This is a genomic window from Actinoplanes couchii (assembly GCF_016862075.1).
Classification (GTDB): Bacteria; Actinomycetota; Actinomycetes; order Mycobacteriales; family Micromonosporaceae; genus Actinoplanes; species Actinoplanes couchii.
The window spans coordinates 93703-110509 of record NZ_BOMG01000048.1 but is presented as its reverse complement, the minus strand read 5'-3'; the positions used below and the strand labels follow the sequence as shown (position 1 = coordinate 110509).

Genomic DNA, 16807 nt, shown 5'->3' with positions numbered 1-16807 from the left:
TCAGCCGCGCTTGGCGTTGACCATCAGGCCCAGCGGCTTGCCGACCAGCGACTCGCGGCGGACCGCCAGCTTGTCGGCCACCCCGTCCAGCGCCTTCGCGGCCGGGGCGTCCGGCTCGGCCAGCACGATCGGGGTGCCACCGTCGCCGGCTTCCCGGACCCGGGTGTCCAGCGGGATCTGACCCAGCAGCGGCACCCGCGCGCCGATCGTGGTGGAGAGCGAGTCGGCCACCGTCTCACCACCGCCGGAGCCGAAGACCTCCATCCGGGAGCCGTCCGGCAGCTCCAGCCACGACATGTTCTCCACCACGCCGACCAGGCGCTGGTGGGTCTGCAGGGCGATCGCGCCGGCCCGCTCGGCCACCTCGGCGGCGGCCATCTGCGGGGTGGTGACGACCAGAATCTCCGCGTTCGGCAGGAGCTGGGCCAGGGAGATGGCCACGTCACCGGTGCCCGGCGGCAGGTCCAGCAGCAGCACGTCCAGGTCGCCCCAGTAGACGTCGGCCAGGAACTGCTGCAGCGCGCGGTGCAGCATCGGGCCACGCCAGACCACCGCGGCGTTCCCGGCGGTGAACATGCCGATCGAGATCACCTTCACGCCGTGCGCCTGCGGCGGCATGATCATTTCCTCGACGCGGGTGGGCCGGCCCTCGACACCGAGCATCCGCGGCACCGAGTGGCCGTAGATGTCCGCGTCGATCACACCGACCGACAGGCCTCGCTTGGCGAGCGCCGCGGCCAGGTTGACGGTGACGCTCGACTTGCCGACCCCGCCCTTGCCGCTCGCCACGGCGTAGACCCGGGTGCGGGATCCGGGTTGGGCGAACGGGATGACCGGCTCGGCGGACTCGCCACCACCGCGCAGGGTGGTCTGCAGCGCCTTGCGCTGTTCCTCGGTCATCACCCCGAAGTTGATCTCGACCCGGTCGATGCCGGGGATCTTCGTCAGGGCGGCGGTGATGTCGCTGGTCAGCTTGTCCCGCAGCGGACAGCCGGCGACGGTGAGCAGCAGATCGACCTTGACCAGGCCGTCGCCCACGGTGAAGCCCGAGACCATGCCGAGGTCGGTGATCGGGCGGCGGATCTCGGGGTCGTCCACGGTCGCCAGTGCGGCCTGGATGGCGTCCTCGAGCGTGGAGGCAGGAGCGGACATGCAGCCCACTCTACGTCGCGGTCAGGTGTGCTCCTCGTCGCGCTCCATACGCAGCCGCTTCTCCCGCCGGTGGGCCGCCTCGTCCAGCTCGTCGGCCAGCCGGGACAGCTCCGAGCGCAGGAAATCCCTGGTCGCGACCTCGCCCAGAGCGATCCGCAGCGCGGCGATCTCCCGGGCCAGGAACTCGGTGTCGGCCTTCTGCATGGCGGCCCGGCGCCGGTCCTCCTCCATGCCCAGGCGGTCCCGGTCGGTCTGCCGGTTCTGGGCCAGCAGGATCAGCGGCGCGGCGTACGACGCCTGCAGGGAGAGCGCCAGGGTGAGGAACATGAACGGGTACGGATCGAACTGCAGGTGCTCCGGCACGAGACTGTTCCACAGGAACCAGCCGGTGATGACCACCGTCATGTAGACGATGAACTTCGCCGTGCCCATGTACCGGGCGATCCCCTCCGACCAGCGGCCGAACGCCTCCGGATCGAATTTCGGCAGCTTCACCCGGCCGGGTTCACGGGGCTGGTCCAGGCGATCCCGCCGGTTGTCGCTCACGGCGCGACCTGCTCTTCCTCGTGGCTGTCCCGGTCACGCCAGTCCCGCGGCAGCGAGTGGTCCAGCACGTCGTCCACGGTCACCGCGCCCAGCAGCCGGTTCGTCGAATCCACCACCGGCATCGCCATCAGGTCGTACGTCGCCATCCGCCGGGTGATCTCCATCAGCCCGGTCTCGGTGCGCAACGGGTCGATGCCGCTGTCCACCAGGCCACCCACGATCGAGGCCGGCGGCTCCCGCAGCAGCCGCTGGAAATGCACCATACCCAGGTACCGGCCGGTCGGTGTGGCACTCGGCGCCCGCGCCACGAACACCTGCGCGGCGATCACCGACGACAGCTCCGGGTTCCGGATCCGGGCCAGCGCCTCGGCCACCGTGGCGTCCGGGGTGAGGATCACCGGCTCCGAGGTCATCACACTGCCCGCGGTGCCCGGCCGGTAGCTCATCAGCTGCCGCACCGGCGCCGCCTCCTCCGGCTCCATCAGGTCCAGGAGCACCGCCTGCTCGGTCTGCGGCAGCTCGGCCAGCAGGTCGGCGGCGTCGTCCGGGTCCATCCGCTCCAGCACGTCGGCGGCCCGCTCCCGTTCCAGCGCGATCAGGATCTCCACCTGGTCGTGCTCGGGCAGCTCCTCCAGCACGTCGGCCAGCCGCCTGTTGTCCATCGCCGCGGCCACCTCGTTCCGCCGGGCGTCGGGCATGTCCTGCAGCGTGTTCGCCACGTCGGCCGGGCGCATCTGGTCGAGCAGCGCGATCATGTTCGCGGTGCCCTGCGCGTCGGTCGGGCCGACCAGCCCGCGGACCCGGTCGTACTCCGCCTGATAGACGTGACCCCGGCGGGCCAGTCGTCCGGTGTGCTCCCGGACCGCCACCCGCGTGATGATCCACTCGGTGTTCCGGTTCAGCTCCATACCGATGTCCACCACGGTCCCGACATGATCCGGCCCGTCACCCTGCTCCGGCGCCACCGACACCCGGCGGTCCAGCAGATCCTCCAGGACAAGCAGCTCGTTCGGGCGTTTCTCGAACCGGCGCAGGTTCAGCGAGCCCGTCCCGAGCATCACGGACTCGGCGTCCATGCTGGTCACGCGCCCGATCGGCAGAAAGATCCGGCGTCGCAGGGCCATCTCACCGACCAGGCCGACGATCTGCGGCGGCCGGTTCGTGGTGCGCAGCCGGACCACCGCGTCCCGCACCCGGCCGACCCGATCGCCGATCGGGTCGAACACCGGCAAGCCCGCGAGGCGAGCCAGATAAACCCTCGTCCCCATGGTCACGACCTCAGACTAGGTTAGGGTCCGGGCATGTCCACCGTGGCGTACGAGATCGTCGACGTGTTCACGGACCGGCCGTTCGCCGGCAATCCCCTGGCGGTCGTCTTCGGCGCCGAGGACCTGGCCACCACCCAGATGCAGACCCTGGCCCGCGAGTTCAACCTGTCCGAGACGGTCTTCCTGCTCCCGGTCACCGCCGCGACGGCCGGCTACCGGGTGCGGATCTTCACCCCCGAGTCCGAGATCCCGTTCGCCGGCCACCCCAGCGTCGGCGCCGCCGTGACCGCGATGCGCCGCGGCCTGATCCCACCCGGCGACGTGATCCAGGAGTGCGGCGCGGGCCTGCTGCCGGTCACCGTCACCCCGGCCGGCACGGCGACCCTGACCGGCGCGTCCCCCACGCTGGGCGCCCCGATGCCGCCCGGCCCGCTGCTGGCCGCAACCGGCCTGACGGCCGAGGATTATGCGGGTGACGAGGCGGCTGTCCCCCGCACGGCGAGTTGTGGCCTCCCTTGGACCTATCTGCCGGTACGCCGGGAAGCCCTGTCCCGGATCCAGATCGACCAGAGGGCGATGTCTGCCCTGAACCTGACCGACATCAGCATCTTCACGTGGACCCCGCCCACTCCCGCCGCCGGCAGCGCGTCTGCCGTTTCCGGTGGTCCCGCCTCTTCCGCGTCGATCGGTGAGGCCCACGCCCGGGTCTTCAGCGCGGGAAGTTCGGTGCCCGAGGATCCGGCAACCGGTTCAGCGGCCCTGGGCCTGGGAGTGTGGCTGGTCTCCGCGGGTTGGCTACCGGCGGACGGCACCTCCACCTACCGGATCCACCAGGGCGTCGAGATGAAACGCCCGTCCCGCCTGAACTGCACGGTCACCGCAACGGACGGCAGGGCCGTGTCCGCCACGGTCAGCGGCCAGGTCTGGCCGGTGGCCGAGGGCCGCATAGCCGTCCCACCTTTCATCGGCTGACCCACCTGCCACGGACCGTTCCCAACCTCCAGCGGCTCGCCCGCTACCGCCTTCCAGCGGCTCGCCCGCCACCGCCACTTGCGGGTTGCGGGTGGGTCAGGTGGTGGGCTTGCGGACGTGGTGCAGGCGGAACGGGCGGCGGGTCTCCACCCGGGCCGGGGTCTCTCGCGGGGGTGCGGCGTGTGACTCGGCGGGGACGTCGGAGGAGCCGACCGCGGTCTCGGCTGCCGGGGTCAGGCGGACCAGAGCGCATCCGTCGGCGGACCAGCGGCTCACCACGTCGTCGGTGCTGCCCGAGGCGTTGAGGCGTTTGCCGGCCAGCTGCGGGGCGATCTGCTCCCACTCCTCGGTGCCCGGGGTCAGGCGGGCGACGGTCGCGTCCGCCAGCACGATCAGTCCGCCGTGGTCGCCGCGCAACCGGACGGTCGCCTGCCGCGCCTCGGCCAGCCCCGGCGCGAACTGCTCACCCGGCCCGCTGACCACCACCAGCGACGTCTCGAACGGCATGCACCAGAGCGCATAGGCCGGCCCGTCGGCCACGGAGACCCAGGCGATGGCCGCTTTCTTGATCGCCTCTTCCAGCACCCCAGAACTCACCCCGCCATCCTCCCACGACGACCGAGCCCTCCCCGGCCGTCGACGCCGACCTTTCCGGCCCGGCGGAAGTGGTCCGCGGGCAGGGTCGGTAGCCGGTGCGGGTCGCTCCCGGCCCGGCGGGCGCGGGGTGGGCCCGGAGGGGCGCCTGCCTCGCGGTGTGGTCCGGTTCGGGGGATTGCGGTTGTCCAGCCCCGGTGGCGTACCGGAAAAAGGGGTGGGAAAGAACCTCGCGAACGGTGCGCGGGCCGCAAAGAAGTGACCTGTGCCACCGATGACGGAAAACCCGCGGAATGGCTCGTGGAACGGGAACGCTCCGCGCGACGCAGTGGCAGGCGTCAATGGTTGTGCGGCATCCGGGAACGGCCCGGCCGGAATGGGGTCAGACCATGGCGGGCATCGGGTCGAGGAGGGCGACGACTTCGGTGAGGGATCGGACGGTACGGCCGGCGAAATTGGTGTCGGCGTCGAAGACCAGATGGTTGGCGAGATCCGGAGCGGTCAGCCGGACCGGGGTCATGCCGACGGCCGCGGCGCCGGTGAGTTCGTGGCTGCCGCCGTCGCCGATGTACAGGCAGTCGGCCGGGGCCACCCCCAGGCGGTCGCAGGCGGCCAGGTAGATCTCCGGGTCCGGTTTGCAGACGCCCAGCTCAACCGAGAAGATCTGGGCGTCCAGCAGCGGGGCGACGGGCAGGCTGGGCAGGAAGGCGGGGAGTTCGTGGGTGCAGTCGCTGATCACGGCGGTGCGCACGCCACGGCTCCGGATGGCGGTGAGGGCCCTGATCGCTTCCGGTCGGAGCTGGGTGTCGGCGCGGAGGGCGTCGACGCGGGCCGGCATGGCGGCGCGGATGGCTCCGGGGCGTGGGCGGCCGCCCGCCTGCTCGATGACCCAGCGGAGGGTGGCCTCGGCGGATCCGTAGCGGCCGCAGGCCCGGGCCCGGAAGGTGCGGTCGAGGACGCCGACGACGGCTTCCGGATCGGCGCCGAGCGACCGGGCGATGGCCGCGTGTTGTGGACCGCGCTGAACGGACCGGGTCAGAGTGCCGAAAAAATCAAAGACGACCGCGCGGTACGAAGGCATGGAATTCGGCTTCCGAGGCATCGAGGGATGGAAACGGACAGTGAGCCGTCGGTGACTGTATCGACTCCGTCACTGTCCGCCAATAGAGGGTCGCAAACTGTGGTGTACGACTGTGCGAGAAGCGACGGCCGGGGATGAATATGCGCTCACCAGCACCTACCGTCGCCGCGCTGGCCGTCGCGATTCTGGCGGTCAGCTCCTCGGGGCCGCTGATCGCTTTCGCGGCCGCACCGGCTCTGGCCATTGCTTTCTGGCGGAACGGGATCGCCGCGGCGGCCCTCACCCCGTTCGCGATCGGGCCCCGGCGGGCCGAGGTGCGCGGGGCGGTCCGCAACTGCGCGGGGGTCTTCTCGGTGCTGGCCGGTTTGGCGCTGGCCGCACATTTCGCCACCTGGATGCCGGCCGTGCAACTCGGCTCGGTGGCCACCGCGACGGCGCTGGTCGCCACCCAGCCGGTGTGGCAGGGCCTGATCGCGGCGGCGCAGGGGCGCCGGCCGTCGGCGGCGGGCTGGGTCGGGATCGCCCTGGCGGTGGCCGGCGCGGCCTGGGCCACCGGCGCGGACGTCGGCGTCTCCGCCCAGGCCGTGGCCGCGGACGTGCTGGCGCTGCTCGGCGGGATCTTCGCGGCCGTCTACACCGCGCTCGGCGAACGGGCCCGGACCGAGTTGAGCACCACCGTCTACACCTGGATCTGCTACGGCACCTGCGCCGTCGTACTGCTGGCGGTCTGTCTGGTCTTCGGGGTGGATCTGGGCGGTTACGACGGCCGGACGTGGGCGGCGATCCTGGCGATCGTGGCCGGCGCCCAGTTGCTCGGGCACTCGATGTTCAACTACGCCCTGCAGCACACCTCGGCGACCACGGTCAGCGTGCTGATCCTGCTGGAGGTGCCGGGCGCCGCGCTGCTGGCCTGGTGGTGGCTGGACCAGGTGCCGCGGGCGGACGCGCTGCCCGGCCTGGTCCTGCTGCTGGCCGGAGTCGCCGTGGTGATCCTCAGACCGGCCTCTTTCAAGGTAATTCGGCGCTGATCGCACCGTCGTACCCCGGTGATGCCGTTGTTTGGTCTGGCGGGCCTCACCGGGGTATTGAAGGGGGATGCGATGCATCGCGAACGAGTGGTCCGGCTCCTTCTCGCCGGAGCGCTCGTCATGACCGCCGCGGCCTGCGGTGAGGGCGACGGGTTCCGGGCCGACGGCGCCGGGCCGACCGGTGACTGGCGCACGGTCGGCTGCGAGTTCAGCCGTCCCGCGCAGTACACGACGTCCGGCCGGCACCGGATGCTGGTCACGCCGCCGGGCCTGGCCGCGGTGATGGAGCGGATCGACCGGGGCGGGCGGGAGCGGTTCGCCGACAGTTTCGCCGGTCTCGAGGTCGATCAGGAGAAGGTCCGGGCGGTGATCTACCGGGTTCCGTCCGGCGACTTCGACGACTTCGTCCGGGCCAGCGCCGGCGACGAGTGCGTCGTGGTGCGCGACGCCGCCCACCCGCTGTCCGAGCTGACCACCTGGCACGAGCGGGTGGTGGCCGACCTGGCGTTCTGGTCCGCGCAGGGCCTGCACATCACCACTGTCGGCGGGCGGCACGACGGCTCGGGGGTGGAGGTCGGCACCCGTGATCTGGAGCCGACCCGGCGGGCGCTGCTGGGCCGGTACGGGGAGCACGCTCCGCTGATCTTCGTCGCCGAGGGGCCGTTCCGCCCCTTGGCCCCGAGGACCGGTGACTGATACGCCACAGCGGCACGATGTTTGCTCCGGCCCTCCGGAGCAGGCAGGATTCCGGCATGGTCTTCGACGCCCGTTCGACCGGGGGTAGTCCGTCCCGGCGCGACACCACCCGCCCCGCCGCCGGCCGACCACCGCGTTCCGGCGCACCCGATCACCCGGCCGAGTCCGGCGCACCGGTCGCCCTGGACCCGCCCGCCACCGAGACGGACGCCCCGTCCTCCGACATGCAGGAGCTTGTCGAGGCGGAGATCGAGGCGGCCGCCGACGGCCCGGTCACGCTCCGCCTGGACGGGAAGGTCGCCCTGGTCACCGGGGCCGGCAGCCCCGACGGCATCGGTTACGCGATCGCCCGCCGCCTGCGTGACCTCGGCGCCCGGGTGGCCATCGTGTCCACCACCCGCCGCATCCACGAGCGCGCCTCCGAGCTGGGTGTGACCGGCTTCGTGGCCGACCTCACCGACGAGTCCGAGGTCGGTGCGCTCGCCGACGCGATCTCCGACCAGCTCGGTGACGTGGAGGTGCTGGTCAACAACGCCGGTCTGGCGAGCCGGGCCAGCCCCGAGGTGCTGCGCCCGGTGGCCCAGCTCACCTACGACGAGTGGAAGGCGGAGATCGACCGGAACCTGAGCACCGCGTTCCTGTGCAGCCGCGCCTTCTGCGGCAGCATGTCGGAGCGGGGCTGGGGCCGGATCGTGAACCTGGCCGCCACCGCCGGTCCGGTGAACGCGCTGCCCACCGAGGCGGCCTACGCGGCGGCCAAGGCCGGCGTGGTGGGTCTCACCCGGGCGCTCGCGATGGAGCTGGTCGCCGACGGGATCAACGTCAACTGTGTGGCCCCGGGGACGATCTACACCGGCTCCTCGACGGTCACCGAGATCAAACAGGGTCTGGGTACGCCGATCGGACGCCCCGGCACCCCGGACGAGGTGGCCGCCGCCGTGGCCTTCCTCTGCTCGCCGGCGTCGTCCTACATCACCGGGCAGATGCTGGTGGTGGACGGCGGCAACAGCGTCCGTGAGGCGCAGTTCCGCTGACGATCCCGTCGTGCCGGCCGGCACCCCCGTCGGCCGGCATGACCCGGTCGTCTCAGGTTCTGTGTGGTAGACCCCACGAGGTCTGCCACACAGAACCTAGTACGACGTGGTGGTGCCGCCCGTCCCGATGCCGAAGGCGATCGCCGCGACGAAGAAGGCGCAGTACAGCACGATGATGACGGTGCCGATGTAGCCCAGGATCAGGCCCGCGGTGGCCAGGCCACTGCCCTGCTCACCGGTCTGCGAGATCTGCTTCTTGGCGATGTGCCCGAGGACGACCGCGGCCGGCGAGAAGATGAACGCGAAGACGAGCGCCAGGATCGCCATGGTGTTCGTCGGCATGACCTGCGGGCCGTACGGCGAACCGTAGGCGGGCTGGCCGTACTGCGCCGGGCCACCGAACGGGTTCTTGTCGGTGCCCGGGGCGCCGTAACCGGGCGGCGGCGGATAGCCCTGCGGCTGGCCGTAACCGGGCGGCGGCGGGTAACCACCGGGCGGCGGCGGGTAACCCGAACCGCTGGTCGGCTGCCCGGGCGGCGGGTAACCGGAGCCACTCGTCGGCTGCCCGTAACCCGGTCCGCTGGTCGGCTGCCCGTAACCCGAGCCGCTCGTCGGTGCGGGACTCGTCGGCGGGGTGTAGGGCGGCGGGTAGTGCAGCGTCGGGTCGGCCGGCGGGGGCGGCGGGGTCTGATATGGGTCCGGCGCGCCGTCAGCGGGCGGCGGCGGGGGATAGCTCATCGATGTCCTCCTAGACAGAGTCCTCGCACCGTACAGCAGGTTTCCATCTTTGCCGGTCCCGTCGACTCCCGCGCACTGCTCAGGACGGTGGTGTGAGGTGGCCGACAGCCCGCTCGACGGCCAGACAGCGGTCCTCGACGTAGTCGATGCCCGCCTCCTCGGCGATCGCCCGCGCCTCGGCCGAGACGATGCCGCTCTGCAGCCACACCGCGGGCGCCCCGGCGGCGACGGCCTGGCGCACCACCTCGACCGCGTCGCGGGCCGGACGGAACACATTCACCAGGTCGACCGGCTCGCCCAGATCGGCCAGCGTGGGAACCGCCGGAACCCCGAACACCTCGGGCACGAACGGGTTGACCGGGATGATCCGCCAACCGTGCCGGATCATCTGCAACGGCACGGTGTGTGCCGGTTTGGACGGGTCACGGGAGGCGCCGACCACCGCGATGACCTTCGCTTCCGCCAGGATCCGCTGAGCGCTCCGCATCCGTCGAGTCTAGGTCCTGTGTGGCAGACCCCGCGGGAGCGAGGCGAGGTCCAGGTGGTGGCTGGCGCCAGCCGGATAAAGGTCCATACCGGTGTTTTATGTGGCCTTTGTCCGGATGCCGTCAGGCGCCGCCTTGGCCACGCCGTAGCCACACGGGGTCTGCCACACAGGACCTGATGCTCAGAGCAGGGTCAGTTGCTCGGACTGCTTCTCGGACCGTCTCTCGGCCGGTGGGCGCCGCTGGTGCTCGGGACGGTGCAGCCCGTGCCGCCGGGCCGCCAGCCGGACCCGGGCGCCGATCTCCTCCTGGTAGACCTTGGGCAGGTAGGAGCCGTTGCCGTAGAGCTCCCGGTAACGAGCGCTCAGGTGCGGGTGCTCCCGGCCGATCCACGCCGCGTACCACTCGCGGGCGCCGGGGCGCAGATGAAGTGCGAGCGGGGTCACGCTCGCGGCGCCGGCCGCCGCGATCCCGGCGACGGTCTCGTCGATCGACTCCTCGGTGTCGGTGAGGCCGGGCAGGATCGGGGCCATCAGCACACCGACGGAGAAGCCGGCGTCGGTGAGCCGGCGGATCGTCTCCAGCCGGCGGCGCGGGCTCGGGGTGCCGGGCTCGGCCGACCGCCAGACCGTCTCGTCCACGAATCCCACCGAGAACGACAGGCTGACCCGGGTCACCTCGGCGGCCTGCCGGAGCAGGTCGAGATCCCGCAGGATCAAAGTGCCCTTCGTGAGTACGGAGAACGGGTTGGCGTGGTCGCGCAGCGCGGCCAGGATCTCCGGCATCAGCCGGTACCTGCCCTCGGCCCGCTGGTAGACGTCGACATTAGTCCCCATCGCGATCGGCGCCCCGGACCAGCGCGGGCTCGCCAGCTCACGACGGATCAGCTCACCGGCGTTGACCTTGACCACCACCCGGGTGTCGAAGTCGTGGCCGGAGTCGAGGTCCAGATAGGTGTGGGTGTTGCGGGCGAAGCAGTTGTGGCTGACCACCCCGTCGGCGATGAAGTCGCCGGTGCCGGTGGAGATGTCGAACAGCGGCAGGGTGAGCCCGAGGTCCTCGATGTCGACGACGGTCAGCCGTCTCTCCCGGCGCACCCCGACCCCGGACGCGTCCAGCGGGGGCATGGTGGCCCCGGTCAGGTGCCGGAACCGCAGGGCGGCGTCGAGGTGGCGCTCGGTCTCCACCCGGCCGACGGCACCGGGGCGGACCCGGCCCGGCCCACGGGCGACCAGGCCGAGGTGGGTGAGCGCCTCGGCGATCCGGTGCAGGTAGGCCGTCTCGCCGCACTCGAACAGGACGGCCAGCCGGTCGGTGCGCCCGATCGCGCCGAAGGCCCCGGCCAGGAACCCGCGGAACCAGTCGCCGGTGGGTGTCTCGGGCCAGCGGACCGCCTCGGTGAGCGAGACGTCCTCGAGATAGCCGTCGGCCCGGATCCACGCGTCGCTCTCGACCGCGCCACCGCCCCCGGCCGCGTCCCCGCGGACCAGGCCGCAGACGAAGCCGGACTGGTAGTCGGGTGACTCCTTGGGCGGGTCGGCGAACCGGCCGACCCCGAACATCAGGTCGCCGACCGCGAGCGCCGGCAGGTGCGGCTCGGAGGGGCTGACGTGTCGCCAGCCGCGGTCGGTGAGGAAGCGGTGGTCGCCGCTGGAGACCAGCCGGGTGCCGTCGGCCAGGGTGACCCGGAAGGACGGCTTGCTCGTCTCCCAGTGGTCCCGCACGGTGGTCGGCACGTAGCGGCGGTGGGCCCCGGCGCCCATCGTGCCCATCACGGCGTCGCCGGGGCGGATCTGGGCCAGCGGCCGGGTGGAGCCGTCGGCCAGCAGGATCGGGGTGTCACCGGCCAGGCAGTAGGTGCAGGCGTGGGAGCAGCCGCGATAGGGGTTGACGGTCCACTCGAACGGCACCCGTGAGGTACCGGGCACCCGGTTGATCAGAGACTTGGCGCGGACCTCGTAGAACGTCATCCCCGCGAAGCCGGGCGTCTCGAACGTGCGGACCACGGCATCCGGCAGCGCCAGCGGCAGGGGCTGGTCGTCGCCGGGCCGGGTCGACAGGTTGGACCATCGCATGGCGGATATTCGAACACACGTTCTATGGCCTGTCCATGACATTCCTCGAACGAGCGTACGATGAATCCGGGCACGAGAAAGCCCGCGGACCGAACCGGTCCACGGGCTTGTCGGTGGTGCTGGTCAGCCGCGCGCGGCAGCCGGCTCGTCCGCGGATGTCGCGGGCTTGCTCTGCGCGGCGATCTGCTCACGCACCTCGTCCATGTTCAGCTCCTCGACCTTCTCGATCAGGCTCTCCAGAGCCGTCTCGGGAAGGGCGCCGGGCTGGGAGAAGACCACGATGCCGTCGCGGACGGCCATGATCGTCGGGATCGAGCGGATGTCGAACTTGGCGGCCAGGAGCTGCTCGGCCTCGGTGTCGACCTTGCCGAAGGTGATCTCCGGGTGCTTCTCCGAGGACCGCTCGTAGGTCGGCGCGAAGCGGACGCAGGGCCCGCACCAACTGGCCCAGAAGTCCACCAGGACGATGCCGTCCTTGTTGGTGACCTCGTCGAAGTTCGCTGCTGTCAGCGCAACCGTCGCCATGATGCCTCCGTCTGCGGGAATCGCTTTCGTCGGGTGAAACTCCACGCACCCACTCGTCATTCCCGTTTCGGGCTCCGCGACACGTGTCGTACGGCACCCTCATGGGTTCGACCCGTCAAACGACCATGGGCAACTCATAGTAACTGAAAGTAGGCGGACAGTGTCCGGTAACCGACACGATCGTGGTGGGGGTTCCGCACCAGATCTTCGGACGTGAGTGATTTGCCCTGCCTGTGGGCCGCCTGTGGGAGCGATCCCGCCGGTCCGAGACATTAGTAAAGAAACCTAATTGTGACCTGGCTCACACCTGAAGGTCCTTCACATGGATACGGACGGTAAGGCAAAATCTCTTCCAACAGAGCGTGGGCGGCGGGTGCCGGGGAGGGCCCCGCCGCTCATTGCGTCTCCTGAAGGTTTCGCCGATCCCTTGATCACCTGACCGGTGCTCCGGGTCGAATCGGTAGCCTAACGCCCCATGACTGCGGGCGACGACCAATCCGGCGAGGATCGATCCATCGAGGTCGGCGTGGGCCCCTGGCCGGGTGACCGGCCGGCCGGCGACCACTGGGATCCGGAGCTGCTGGAGCAGGGTGACCGGCGCAACGTGGTGGACCGCTACCGGTACTGGACCCGGGAGGCCGTGGTCGCCGACCTGGACTCCCGTCGCCACGGTTTCCACGTCGCGATCGAGAACTGGCAGCACGACTTCAACATCGGGACCGTGGTCCGCAACGCCAACGCCTTCCTCGCCGCCGAGGTGCACATCGTCGGCCGGCGCCGCTGGAACCGCCGGGGCGCCATGGTCACCGACCGGTACCAGCACGTGCGCCACCACCCGACCATCGAGGAGTTCGCCGCCTGGGCGGCCGCCGAGGACCTCGCCGTCATCGGCATCGACAACCTGCCGGGCTCGCTGCCGATGGAGTCGGCCACCCTGCCGCGCCGCTGCGTGCTGCTGTTCGGTCAGGAGGGTCCCGGCCTGTCCGACCCGGCCCGCGCCGCCTGTACCGACTTGTTCTCGATCGCCCAGTACGGCTCTACCCGGTCGATCAACGCCGGCGTGGCCAGCGGAATCGCCATGCACGCCTGGATCCGGGCGCATGCCGGCCCGCCCCCGGCTCAGAACTAGCCTTGGGTTGGGCCCGTCTTCGGCTGATCCGCTTGACGGCGGCCGTCGCGGCAAGCACGGTAGGTGATGTGAGTGTCACCGTGAGTTGCCCTCGATGTGCTGCTCAGGTCCGGAAGCCGGACCTGATGCACAGCAGCTGGCGGTGTGACAACTGTGGCGACGTCCCGCCGTTCCACGTCGCCGAGCACATCAGCGCGGAGATCGTCGGAGCGGTGCTGCGGGAGTCGGCGTCGAGCGCGGAGCGGATACCGCTCTGGTGCCCGTGGCCGCTGCCCGCCGGGTGGATGGTCACCGGGGCGGGCTGGTCCGGCGACGACCGGTTCGGGGTGCGGGCCACGGTCCTGGCGTGCAGCGGCCCCGAGCCGCTCGGCGGTGGGCCCGCGGACCTGGTCCTGATCGCCGAGCAGCCGGGTGTCGGTCTGGGCACGCGGTTCGCCGGGATCCCCGGGATCGACCCCGGCCACCTGCTCTCCGAGGCTCTCGCGGACCGGGGGCCGCACGCCGGTCCACACGCGAAGATCAAGGCCGCCGGGCACCCCACTCCACTGTGGTGTGTCAAATCGCCGGAGGATCGAAGCGCATACGTGAGTGAGGCCAAAGGCATGTGGCTCTATGCGGTAGCGTGGCCCGCGAGCGCGGGCTATCTTCTCGCGGAGCATGTCGTCCTGCACGACCTGTCCGAGGGGGTGCCGCCCGAGCTCGTGTTCGGAGCGCCGTCGCCCTACCTGCACGGACGCGCCTAGACCCCTAGGTGTGACCAGCTGTTATGGCAATCGACTTTCTGGCCACTTTGTTCACACGAAGCGACGAAGCTGATACCGTCAGTGTTGCTGCGGCGCTGAACGTACACCTGCACCGGAGGAGAAGGCCCCCATGGTCAAGAAGGTCCTCACCTGGCTCGGTATTGCATTCTTGATCTTCTTTATCGCCTTCAACCCGAGCTCCGCCGCGGCGGTGTTCGAGTCACTCGGCGGCACGATCGCCGACATCGCACGGGGCTTCGGCACCTTCTTCACCGACCTCGTCGCATAGCATCTCTACATGGATCCTGGTGCGCCGCGCGACCCGCGAGGTGAGGGTGCTCGTCACCCTCAGGACGACGATGAGAGCTATGGGTACAGAGACCCCGCCTTCGACGACGATCCTGATTACCCGGACGCCGCCTTCGACGACGATCCGGCGTATTCACGACGTCGTCGGACGCCTGACGACTCCTTCGACGACACGGACGAGTATCAGGCGCCGAGCTTCACGGCGGAGGAGTTGGAAGGCCTCGATCGCGGGGGCGGCCCACGCCGCTTCCTGCCGCTCGAGGACGAACCGACCACTCTGGTCGCCCGCTACCTGTTCCCCACGGAGCGATACCGCGGTGAGTGGAAGCGGCACTGGATCCACCTCTCCAAACCACTGGCGATCGGTGCCGGGGCCACATTGGTCCTCGGCTACCTCGCCGGCTTCCTGACCCGCCAGGAGATCAACGGCCTGGTCACCGTCGCCGTGCTGATCTGGCTCGGCGTGATCGGCTGGGTCGCCTGGGAGGTCTTCGACTGGTACTTCGACAGGTTCATCCTCACCAACAAGCGGGTGATGGTGGTGAACGGCATCGTCACCCGAAAGGTGGCCATGATGCCACTCGCCCGGGTGACCGACATGAAGTACGAGCAGTCCGCCCTCGGCCGGATGCTCAGCTACGGCACGTTCGTGCTCGAGTCGGCCGGTCAGGACCAGGCGTTGCGCGAGGTCAAACACCTGCCGAACCCGAACGAGCTGTACCTCCGCGTGGTCGAGGAGATGTACGAGCCGCAGGCCGTCGAGGCCCGTCTGGGCAAGGAAGAAGAGGGCGACGACGCCTGACCGTCGACGCCCGGCGGTAGCGTGGCAGTGATGACCGATATAGATCTTCACTGCCATTCCACCGCCAGCGACGGCACGCTGACGCCCGCCGAGCTGGTCCGGGCGGGCGCCGCGGCCGGCCTCGCCGTCATGGCGATCACCGATCACGACACCACCGGCGGGTGGGCCGACGCCGCGGCGGCCCGGCCCGACGGGCTGCGACTCGTCCGCGGCGCCGAGCTGTCCTGCCGCTGGCACGGTGCCGAGCCGTCGATCCCGCTGCACCTGCTCGCCTACCTCTTCGACCCGGCCGAGCCGGTGCTCGCCGCCGAGCTGCTCCGGCTGCGGGTGGACCGGGAACAGCGCGGCGAGAAGATCGTGGAGAACCTGCGGGCCGCCGGGGTGCCGATCACCTGGGACGAGGTGCGCGGTTACGCGGCCGGCGGCTCGGTCGGGCGCCCGCACATCGCCCAGGCCCTGATCCGGGCCGGGCTCGTCACCACGACCAGTGAGGCCTTCGCCTCGGACTGGCTCGGGGCCCGTTTCCTCGTACCGAAATCGGACCTTGATGTCTTCGAGGCCGTGGCAGCGGTGCGGGCGGCCGGAGGCGTCGCGGTCTTCGCCCACCCCCGGGCCACCAAACGGGGCCGGGTGGTGCCGGACGAGCTGATCGTCGAACTCGCCGACGCCGGGCTGTTCGGCCTGGAGGCCGACCACGAGGACCACTCACCCGCCGAGCGGGCCGAGATCCGGGCGCTGGCGGAACGGCTCGGGCTGGTCGTCACCGGATCCTCCGATTTCCACGGTTCGCACAAGACGGTCCGGCTCGGCGCCTTCACCACCGACCCCGCGGCGTACGAGAAGATCGTCTCCGCCGCGACCGGAGTACCGGTGCTCGGGTGACGCTCGACGCACCCGCCTGCGCCGGAGGGTGACGGACCCTAACCTGCTCGGGTGAATGTCAAGCTGTTCGGCGAGTTCTTCGTGACTCTGCTGGTGATCGTCGATCCGCCCGGGATGGTCCCGGTCTTCCTCGCGCTGACCGGATCCCTGCCCGCCAAGGCCCGCAACCGGGCCGCCACCCAGGCCGTGCTGCTCGCCCTCGGCGTCATCATCGGGTTCGCCGTCGCCGGACAGACCCTCCTGGACTATCTGCACGTCCAGCTCCCGGCCCTGCAGGCGGCCGGCGGTCTGCTCCTCGTCCTGGTGGCCCTGCAGCTGCTCACCGGCAAGACCGATGAGCCCTCCGACCAGGGCGGCGGCACCACCAACGTGGCACTCGTCCCGATCGGCACCCCGCTGCTGGCCGGTCCGGGCGCCATCGTCGCCACCATGCTGTTCGTGCAGCGGGCCAAGAGCCCCGACGAATACCTGATCCTGGCCGCCGCGATCCTCGCCGTGATGGCCACCGTCTGGCTGGTGCTCCGCTTCTCCGGCGTCATCGTCCGCCTGCTCAAACCGGCCGGCATCGAGGTGCTCACACGCATCGCGGGTCTGCTGCTGGCGGCCATCGCGGTCCAGTTGATGGCCGACGCGATCTTCGCTTTCGTCCAGTCGTACGCCGGCCGGGTCTGAAAATCCTGTCGGGGGGTGCTGGCAGGATTGGTCCCGTGCCCCCCACCCGACCCCGTGCCACCAAAACCGCGATCCC

General features: G+C 70.6%; 19 protein-coding genes. 10 read left to right on the top strand and 9 right to left on the bottom strand.

From position 1 onward, the window contains the following. Genes Aco03nite_RS18670 through Aco03nite_RS18660 form a run of 3 tightly spaced genes read right to left on the bottom strand, consistent with a single transcriptional unit; the run spans nt 1 to nt 2972 of the window. Complete coding sequence (locus Aco03nite_RS18670) at nt 1-1152, bottom strand: Mrp/NBP35 family ATP-binding protein (RefSeq protein ID WP_203796642.1); 1152 nt, start codon at nt 1150-1152, stop codon at nt 1-3. A gap of 21 nt (nt 1153-1173) precedes the next feature. Continuing rightward, nucleotides 1174-1698, bottom strand: a complete 525-nt coding sequence (locus Aco03nite_RS18665) for a DUF1003 domain-containing protein (protein WP_203796641.1) — start codon at nt 1696-1698, stop codon at nt 1174-1176. Then, a complete protein-coding gene (locus Aco03nite_RS18660; RefSeq protein WP_203796640.1) occupies nt 1695-2972 on the bottom strand; it encodes a magnesium transporter MgtE N-terminal domain-containing protein in 1278 nt (425 codons plus the stop codon). Before Aco03nite_RS18660 ends, Aco03nite_RS18665 begins: the two co-directional genes overlap by 4 nt. A 27-nt stretch (nt 2973-2999) precedes the next feature. On the opposite strand from Aco03nite_RS18660, the gene Aco03nite_RS18655 reads away from it, so the two are divergent. After that, a complete protein-coding gene (locus tag Aco03nite_RS18655; RefSeq protein WP_203796639.1) occupies nt 3000-3938 on the top strand; it encodes a PhzF family phenazine biosynthesis protein in 939 nt (312 codons plus the stop codon). 96 nt (nt 3939-4034) lie between these two features. On the opposite strand, the gene Aco03nite_RS18650 is transcribed toward Aco03nite_RS18655, so the two are convergent. Both Aco03nite_RS18650 and Aco03nite_RS18645 read right to left on the bottom strand, forming a co-directional pair. Beyond that, the gene (locus Aco03nite_RS18650; RefSeq protein ID WP_203796638.1) at nt 4035-4535 is read right to left on the bottom strand and encodes a hypothetical protein; all 501 of its coding nucleotides are present in this window, start codon (nt 4533-4535) and stop codon (nt 4035-4037) included. Between the two features lie 379 nt (nt 4536-4914). Further along, on the bottom strand, nt 4915-5613 hold the full coding sequence (locus tag Aco03nite_RS18645; RefSeq protein ID WP_203796637.1) for an HAD family hydrolase: 699 nt from the start codon (nt 5611-5613) through the stop codon (nt 4915-4917). A gap of 140 nt (nt 5614-5753) precedes the next feature. On the opposite strand from Aco03nite_RS18645, the gene Aco03nite_RS18640 reads away from it, so the two are divergent. From Aco03nite_RS18640 to Aco03nite_RS18630, 3 genes are all read left to right on the top strand, one after another. After that, nucleotides 5754-6641 carry a DMT family transporter gene (locus Aco03nite_RS18640; protein ID WP_203796636.1) on the top strand — a complete coding sequence of 296 codons (888 nt, stop codon included), beginning with the start codon at nt 5754-5756 and terminating at the stop codon, nt 6639-6641. Between the two features lie 72 nt (nt 6642-6713). After that, entirely contained in the window at nt 6714-7337 is a 624-nt protein-coding gene (locus Aco03nite_RS18635) for a hypothetical protein (RefSeq protein WP_203796635.1), read from the top strand. Between the two features lie 56 nt (nt 7338-7393). Then, on the top strand, nt 7394-8371 hold the full coding sequence (locus Aco03nite_RS18630; protein WP_203796634.1) for an SDR family NAD(P)-dependent oxidoreductase: 978 nt from the start codon (nt 7394-7396) through the stop codon (nt 8369-8371). A gap of 96 nt (nt 8372-8467) precedes the next feature. Here the strand turns inward: Aco03nite_RS18630 and Aco03nite_RS18625 are convergent, their stop codons facing one another. The 4 genes from Aco03nite_RS18625 to trxA all read right to left on the bottom strand — a co-directional run bounded on the left by Aco03nite_RS18625 (nt 8468) and on the right by trxA (nt 12194). Beyond that, nucleotides 8468-9109 carry a DUF4190 domain-containing protein gene (locus tag Aco03nite_RS18625; RefSeq protein ID WP_203796633.1) on the bottom strand — a complete coding sequence of 214 codons (642 nt, stop codon included), beginning with the start codon at nt 9107-9109 and terminating at the stop codon, nt 8468-8470. A gap of 79 nt (nt 9110-9188) precedes the next feature. Beyond that, on the bottom strand, nt 9189-9596 hold the full coding sequence (locus Aco03nite_RS18620) for a CoA-binding protein (protein WP_203796632.1): 408 nt from the start codon (nt 9594-9596) through the stop codon (nt 9189-9191). A 180-nt stretch (nt 9597-9776) separates the two neighbouring features. Further along, nucleotides 9777-11669: an intein-containing Rv2578c family radical SAM protein gene (locus Aco03nite_RS18615; RefSeq protein WP_203796631.1), complete on the bottom strand. Its 1893-nt coding sequence runs from the start codon at nt 11667-11669 to the stop codon at nt 9777-9779. 123 nt (nt 11670-11792) lie between these two features. Further along, the gene (trxA, locus tag Aco03nite_RS18610; protein WP_203796630.1) at nt 11793-12194 is read right to left on the bottom strand and encodes a thioredoxin; all 402 of its coding nucleotides are present in this window, start codon (nt 12192-12194) and stop codon (nt 11793-11795) included. Between the two features lie 475 nt (nt 12195-12669). Here trxA and Aco03nite_RS18605 point away from each other — a divergent pair, with 475 nt between their 5' ends. The 6 genes from Aco03nite_RS18605 (at nt 12670) to Aco03nite_RS18580 (ending at nt 16731) form a co-directional block, all read left to right on the top strand. After that, nucleotides 12670-13323: a TrmH family RNA methyltransferase gene (locus Aco03nite_RS18605; protein WP_203796629.1), complete on the top strand. Its 654-nt coding sequence runs from the start codon at nt 12670-12672 to the stop codon at nt 13321-13323. Nucleotides 13324-13391: 68 nt separating this feature from the next. Beyond that, on the top strand, nt 13392-14066 hold the full coding sequence (locus Aco03nite_RS18600; RefSeq protein WP_307837649.1) for a DUF6758 family protein: 675 nt from the start codon (nt 13392-13394) through the stop codon (nt 14064-14066). A 130-nt stretch (nt 14067-14196) separates the two neighbouring features. Then, nucleotides 14197-14355 carry a hypothetical protein gene (locus Aco03nite_RS18595; RefSeq protein ID WP_173476757.1) on the top strand — a complete coding sequence of 53 codons (159 nt, stop codon included), beginning with the start codon at nt 14197-14199 and terminating at the stop codon, nt 14353-14355. A 9-nt stretch (nt 14356-14364) separates the two neighbouring features. After that, on the top strand, nt 14365-15177 hold the full coding sequence (locus tag Aco03nite_RS18590; RefSeq protein ID WP_203796627.1) for a PH domain-containing protein: 813 nt from the start codon (nt 14365-14367) through the stop codon (nt 15175-15177). A gap of 27 nt (nt 15178-15204) precedes the next feature. Next, nucleotides 15205-16059, top strand: a complete 855-nt coding sequence (locus Aco03nite_RS18585) for a PHP domain-containing protein (RefSeq protein ID WP_203796626.1) — start codon at nt 15205-15207, stop codon at nt 16057-16059. Between the two features lie 51 nt (nt 16060-16110). Continuing rightward, entirely contained in the window at nt 16111-16731 is a 621-nt protein-coding gene (locus tag Aco03nite_RS18580) for a MarC family protein (RefSeq protein ID WP_203796625.1), read from the top strand. Nucleotides 16732-16807 lie beyond the last annotated feature (76 nt).